The organism is Burkholderia sp. Bp9016, assembly GCF_003857765.1.
Lineage (GTDB): Bacteria > Pseudomonadota > Gammaproteobacteria > Burkholderiales > Burkholderiaceae > Burkholderia.
Map to the genome: position 1 here is coordinate 1 of NZ_QTPY01000060.1, position 5,886 is coordinate 5,886.

The following is a 5,886-nucleotide window of genomic DNA, read 5'->3' on the forward strand; positions in this document are numbered from 1 at the left end:
GCAGAGAAGCGAGATTATGAACCGCTTTTTCCAGATCGTCAACAACTTTTTTAACTGCTTCGTCGCGACGGCTGGGGTTCAACTCCGTGTGCGCCAAGGCTTTGCAACAACCTCGACCGCACCGCTTCCCTTCTTCCCCGCGCCGTGTTTCCGTTAGCGCGAAAGAGGCGTGATTCTATGCACCCGCCCCCATCTCCGCAAGCCCTTTGTGAAAATATTTTGAAAAAGCCTCCGTGCGCTGCCGCGCACGGAGGCTTGGGGGCAACGAGCAACGTGCCGGTTGCGAATCTGACGTTACCCACAGCTCATCGCCCCCTATATATAAGACGCCATCACTTGCCGCCGGCCGCGGCCTGCAGTTGCTCCAACGGTACCGCTTCGGCCATCGCTGCGTAGCCGGCATCGCTCGGGTGAATGCCATCGCCGCTGTCGTACCGGCGCTGCAGTACGCTCGGGTGAGCCGGATCACGCAATATCGCGTCGAAGTCGACCACGCCGTCGAACCCGCCGCCACTCCGAATCCACCGGTTCACCTCGAGCCGGATCGCTTCGCGTCCGGCCGGCAACGCTGCCGGCGTGAGCGTCGCACCGAATACTTTCACGCCCTGGCGATGCGCGGCCTCGATCAGCCGGCGATAACCATCGATCAACGACCCGGCCGTGACCTGCGTATGCGGGCTGTCGCAATCGAGCCCCGCGCGCGGCGGCATCGCCGCAAAGTTGATGTCGTTAATGCCGATCAGCACGATCACGACCTTCACACCCGAGCGCGACAGCGCATCGTGCTCGAACCGCGACGCCAGCGACGTGCCATAGCACGCCGAGCCGCTGAGCAGCCGATTTCCGCTGATGCCGAGGTTCACCACGCCGAGCGCATCCGCACCCGACGCAATCAGCCGACGCGTCAGCGCGTCCGGCCAGCGATGGTTCCGGTTCAGGCTCGAACGCAGTCCATCGGTGATCGAGTCGCCGATCGCCGCGACACTCGCCCGCGCGGAACCAGCCTCGACCGCCAGTTCCGTCACCCAAGCATATTGAGTAAAGCGGGTACGGAATGCGCCGGTGCCTGGATCGCCCACATGATCGCCCGGCGCCGACACGTAATTGAACTGGTTCGACACACGGTGCCAGACGCTCATCCGCTGATTCGCTCCCATCCGGAGACTGATCGCATACGGTCGCCCGGCAGTCACGTCGATCGCCACCGGATCGCTTTCGAGTTCCTGGCCCGGCGCGAGCGTCACCGACGCCTTGCCGCCGAAACGCACCGGCGCAACCGAGCGTTCCGCCAGTGCTGCGCCGTCACCCGCACGCGCAAGACCGGCATCCTCGATCACCAACGGCGCGCGGCCGTATGCATTGCTGACGCGAATTCGCGCGGCACGCCCCGATACCGTCGGGTAGACAATCTGCCGAACGGTCCGCCCGGCCACATCGGGTGCGCGATAGAGCGGCGGCGGCGCAGCCAGGTCGGGAATCGGCTGCAACGCGGTCGCCCACGCAGCGACCCACCCGGCGGGTGCGGGCGCGGCCGAGGCCGCGAGCGGCGACAGAAAAACGGACGCGCCCAGTAAGGTCGCGACGAAACTGCTTCGGAATGACATCGGCGAAATCCTCATCGGAAAGCGGGCATTGTGCCGCAGAAGCCGCCCGTCTCACGCGACGGACCGCCTTCACGCACGACGATCGCGCCCCAACGCCTCTCGTTTACCCGAGTCTGACCGGAAATCCACAAGAAATTTATTAACCGACCGGTCGGTTGGTTTATACTTCGCACACATTCAACCGGACGAGAACCTCCGCCATGTACACGCAATCCCTCGACATCCCCGGCAACGTCGCGCCACTCGACGCCGCAGCCGAGTCGCCCGAGCAAGCGCGGTTCGACGCGATCATGGCCGCGGACGGCAAGATCGAACCTCAGGACTGGATGCCCGACGCCTATCGCAAGACGCTGGTGCGCCAGATCTCGCAGCACGCGCACTCGGAAGTCGTCGGCATGCTGCCGGAAGGCAACTGGATCTCGCGCGCGCCGAGCCTGAAGCGCAAGGCGATCCTGCTCGCGAAAGTCCAGGACGAAGCCGGCCACGGCCTCTATCTTTATAGCGCAGCCGAAACGCTCGGCGTATCGCGCGATTCGCTTATCGATGCGCTGCACGCCGGCAAGGCGAAATATTCGAGCATCTTCAACTACCCGACGCCGACCTGGGCCGACGTCGGCGTGATCGGCTGGCTCGTCGATGGCGCCGCGATCATGAACCAGATCCCGCTGTGCCGCTGCACGTACGGGCCGTACGCACGCGCGATGATCCGCGTGTGCAAGGAAGAGTCGTTCCACCAACGCCAGGGTTTCGACGCGCTGCTGTCGATGATGAAGGGCACCGACGCGCAACGCGCGATGGTCCAGCAGGCGGTGAACCGCTGGTGGTGGCCGGTGCTGATGATGTTCGGCCCGAGCGACGCCGATTCGGTCCACAGCAGCCAGTCCTCGAAATGGGGCATCAAGCGGATCTCGAACGACGACCTGCGGCAGAAATTCGTCGACGCGACGGTCGACCAGGCGAAGGTGCTCGGCGTAACGCTGCCTGACCCGGACCTGAAATGGAACGAAGCGCGCGGCCACCACGACTACGGCACGATCGACTGGGATGAATTCTGGCGCGTCGTCAACGGCGACGGCCCGTGCAACAAGGAACGCCTCGCGACCCGGGTGAAGGCGCACAACGACGGCGCATGGGTACGAGAAGCCGCGCTCGCGCACGAGGCGAAGCGACGCGCCCGCACCGAACAGCACGCCGCCTGAGCGGCAACCATCGAATACAGGATTCAGGAGAGAGTGATGAACAAGGAATGGCCGATCTGGGAAGTGTTCGTGCGCAGCAAGCAGGGCCTCGACCACAAGCATTGCGGCAGCCTGCACGCAGCCGACGCGTCGATGGCGCTGCGCATGGCGCGCGACGTCTACACGCGCCGCCAGGAAGGCGTGAGCATCTGGGTGGTGCCGTCGTCGGCGATCACCGCGTCGGACCCGGCCGAGAAGGCCGAGCTGTTCGAGCCGGCGGGCGACAAGATCTACCGTCACCCGACGTTCTATACGCTGCCCGACGAAGTCAACCACATGTAACGCCGCGCCATGACGATCACGCCCGAACACCTCTCCTACGTGCTGCGCCTTGCGGACAACGCGCTGATCCTCGGTCAGCGCAACGCCGAATGGTGCGGCCACGGCCCCGTCCTCGAGGAAGACATCGCGCTCACCAACATGAGCCTCGACCTCATCGGCCAGGCGCGCATGCTGTATACGCACGCAGCCGAACTCGAACGCCAGCTCAACGGCGCGGCGAAGACGGAAGACGATTACGCATACTTCCGCAGCGAGCGCGAGTTCGCGAACTTCACGCTCGCCGAACTGCCGCACTACGGCCCGATCGCCGGCACCGCGCACGCCGACAAGGACTACGCGGTGACGATCGTGCGCAACTTCCTCTACGCGACGCTGATGCTGCACGTGTGGACCGCGCTCGAAACGTCGACGGACGCGCAACTCGCCGCGATCGCCGCGAAATCGGTGAAGGAAACCCGCTATCACGTGCAACACGCGCGCGAATGGCTGGTGCGCCTCGGTGACGGCACCGACGAATCGCATCGCCGCGCGCAGGCCGCGCTCGACTATCTGATACCGTACACGCGCGAATTCTTCGCAGCCGACGCGATCGACGACGCCGTCGCCGCGCCCGGCATTGCCCCGGCACCGGCCGCGCTCGAAGCGGTATGGCGTGCGGATGTCGACGATGCGCTCGCGGAAGCGACGCTGACCCTGCCGGCGCCTGTGCAGCACGTGAGCACCGGCAAGCAGGGCGAGCACTCGGAACACATGGGTTACCTGCTCGCGGAAATGCAGAGCCTCGCGCGCCAGCATCCCGGCGCGACCTGGTAATCGACCGACCCAACGGAGAGCCGACGATGTCCGTCCAGACCGCAGCCCCCGCCAACGCCGCACCCGCCGCGCATCGCAACGATCCGTTGCTCGCGCGCGCGTGGGACGTGCTCGAAGCGGTGCCCGATCCCGAAATCCCGGTCGTGTCGATCCGCGAGCTCGGCATCCTGCGCGACGTCCGTCGTGCGGACGACGGCCTGCTCGAAGTCGTGATCACGCCGACCTACTCCGGCTGCCCGGCCATGTCGCAGATCGCCGAGGACATCGCCGCCGCGCTGCAGGCCGCCGACCTGCCGCCGCACCGGATCGAGACGGTACTCGCGCCCGCGTGGACAACCGACTGGATCACGCAGGAAGCGCGCGACAAGCTGCGCGAGTACGGCATCGCGCCGCCCGTCGGCCAGTGCGGTAGTGCCGCGCCACGGGAAAACGTCGTGCGTTTCATGCCGCCGCCTGTCGCGGCGCCCGTTTGCCCGCGCTGCGGCTCCGCCCGCACCGAGCGTCTCGCGCAATTCGCGTCCACGGCCTGCAAGGCGCTGTATCGCTGCATCGACTGCCGCGAACCCTTCGACTACTTCAAACCCTACTGATATGGCGACCCCGCAATTTCATCCGCTGCGTATCCGCGACGTGCGGCCCGAGACCGCCGACGCCGTTACCGTCTCGTTCGACGTGCCGCCCGAGCTGCGCGACGCTTACCGCTTCACGCAAGGCCAGTTCGTCACACTGAAGACCCACATCGACGGCGAGGAAACGCGCCGCTCGTACTCGATCTGCGTCGGCACGACCGACTACGACCGCGACGGCGAACTGCGCATCGGCATCAAGCGCGTGCGCGGCGGCCGCTTCTCGAACTTCGCTTTCGACACGCTGAAGCCGGGCCACACGATCGACGTGATGACGCCGGACGGCCGCTTCTTCACGCACCTGAACGCTGACCACGGCAAGCAGTACGTCGCGTTTTCCGGCGGATCGGGCATCACACCGGTGCTCGCGATCGTGAAGACGACGCTCGAACTCGAGCCGCGCAGCACGTTCACGCTGATCTACGGCAACCGCAGCGCCGACGCGATCATGTTCGCGGAGGAACTCGAGGACCTGAAGAACCGCTACATGAACCGCTTCGTCCTGTACCACGTGCTGTCGGACGATCAGCAGGACGTCGAGTTGTTCAACGGCGTGCTCGACCAGGCGAAATGCGCGGAATTCCTCGACACGCTGACGCCAGCCGACGCAATCGACGAAGCGTTCATCTGCGGCCCCGCGCCGATGATGGATGCGGCCGAAGCCGCGCTGAAGGCCGCCGGCGTGCCGCAGGCGAAGGTGCACGTCGAGCGCTTCGGCACGCCGCTGCCGCAAGCCGGCGCGCCCGTCGTCGAAATCACCGACCAGACGCCCGCGGCAGACCTCGAAATCGTGCTCGACGGCAAGAAGCGCAAGCTGCGCCTGCCGTACGAAGGCGTGAGCCTGCTCGACGTCGGCCTGCGCGCGGGCCTCGCACTGCCGTACGCGTGCAAGGGCGGCGTGTGCTGCACGTGCCGCGCGAAGGTGGTCGAAGGCGAAGTCCGGATGGAGAAGAACTACACGCTCGAGGAACACGAAGTGAAGGACGGCTTCGTGCTCACGTGCCAGTGCCATCCGATCAGCGACAAGGTCGTCGTGAGCTTCGACGAGCGTTGAGCGACGTCGCATCGGCGCGCCGCACCGGTTTCTCGTCGTCACACATCTCGCTTACACTAGGGGCCGGGGCGGGGGGGGGGGGGGGGGGGGGGGGGGGGGCGCGGGGGGGGGGGGGGGGGGGGGGGGGGGGGGGGGGGGGGGGGGGGGGGGGGCGGGGGCGGGGGGGGGGGGGGGGGGGGGGGGGGGGGGGGGGGGGGGGGGGGGGGCGGGGGCGGGGGGGGGGGGGGAGGGGGGGGGGGGGGGGGCGCGGGGCGGGCGGCACGCCCGGC

The 5,886-nt window shown here is 66.9% G+C and carries 6 protein-coding genes; 5 read left to right on the plus strand and 1 reads right to left on the minus strand.

Annotation, left to right across the window (positions count from 1 at the left end; translation table 11 throughout):
- Positions 1-332 precede the first annotated feature (332 nt).
- Positions 333-1,604: an SGNH/GDSL hydrolase family protein gene (locus DIE13_RS32230; protein ID WP_124831009.1), complete on the minus strand. Its 1,272-nt coding sequence runs from the start codon at positions 1,602-1,604 to the stop codon at positions 333-335.
- 200 nt (positions 1,605-1,804) lie between these two features.
- On the opposite strand from DIE13_RS32230, the gene paaA reads away from it, so the two are divergent.
- From paaA to paaE, 5 genes are read left to right on the plus strand one after another with little or no spacing between them, the layout of a single operon-like run.
- Positions 1,805-2,803, plus strand: a complete 999-nt coding sequence (gene paaA, locus DIE13_RS32235; protein WP_124831010.1) for a 1,2-phenylacetyl-CoA epoxidase subunit PaaA — start codon at positions 1,805-1,807, stop codon at positions 2,801-2,803.
- 36 nt (positions 2,804-2,839) lie between these two features.
- The gene (gene paaB, locus DIE13_RS32240) at positions 2,840-3,124 is read left to right on the plus strand and encodes a 1,2-phenylacetyl-CoA epoxidase subunit PaaB (protein WP_006752453.1); all 285 of its coding nucleotides are present in this window, start codon (positions 2,840-2,842) and stop codon (positions 3,122-3,124) included.
- A 9-nt stretch (positions 3,125-3,133) separates the two neighbouring features.
- Positions 3,134-3,937 carry a 1,2-phenylacetyl-CoA epoxidase subunit PaaC gene (gene paaC, locus DIE13_RS32245; RefSeq protein WP_124831011.1) on the plus strand — a complete coding sequence of 268 codons (804 nt, stop codon included), beginning with the start codon at positions 3,134-3,136 and terminating at the stop codon, positions 3,935-3,937.
- A gap of 26 nt (positions 3,938-3,963) precedes the next feature.
- Positions 3,964-4,527, plus strand: a complete 564-nt coding sequence (paaD, locus tag DIE13_RS32250; RefSeq protein WP_124831012.1) for a 1,2-phenylacetyl-CoA epoxidase subunit PaaD — start codon at positions 3,964-3,966, stop codon at positions 4,525-4,527.
- A 1-nt stretch (position 4,528) separates the two neighbouring features.
- Positions 4,529-5,617, plus strand: a complete 1,089-nt coding sequence (gene paaE, locus DIE13_RS32255) for a 1,2-phenylacetyl-CoA epoxidase subunit PaaE (RefSeq protein WP_124831013.1) — start codon at positions 4,529-4,531, stop codon at positions 5,615-5,617.
- Positions 5,618-5,886 lie beyond the last annotated feature (269 nt).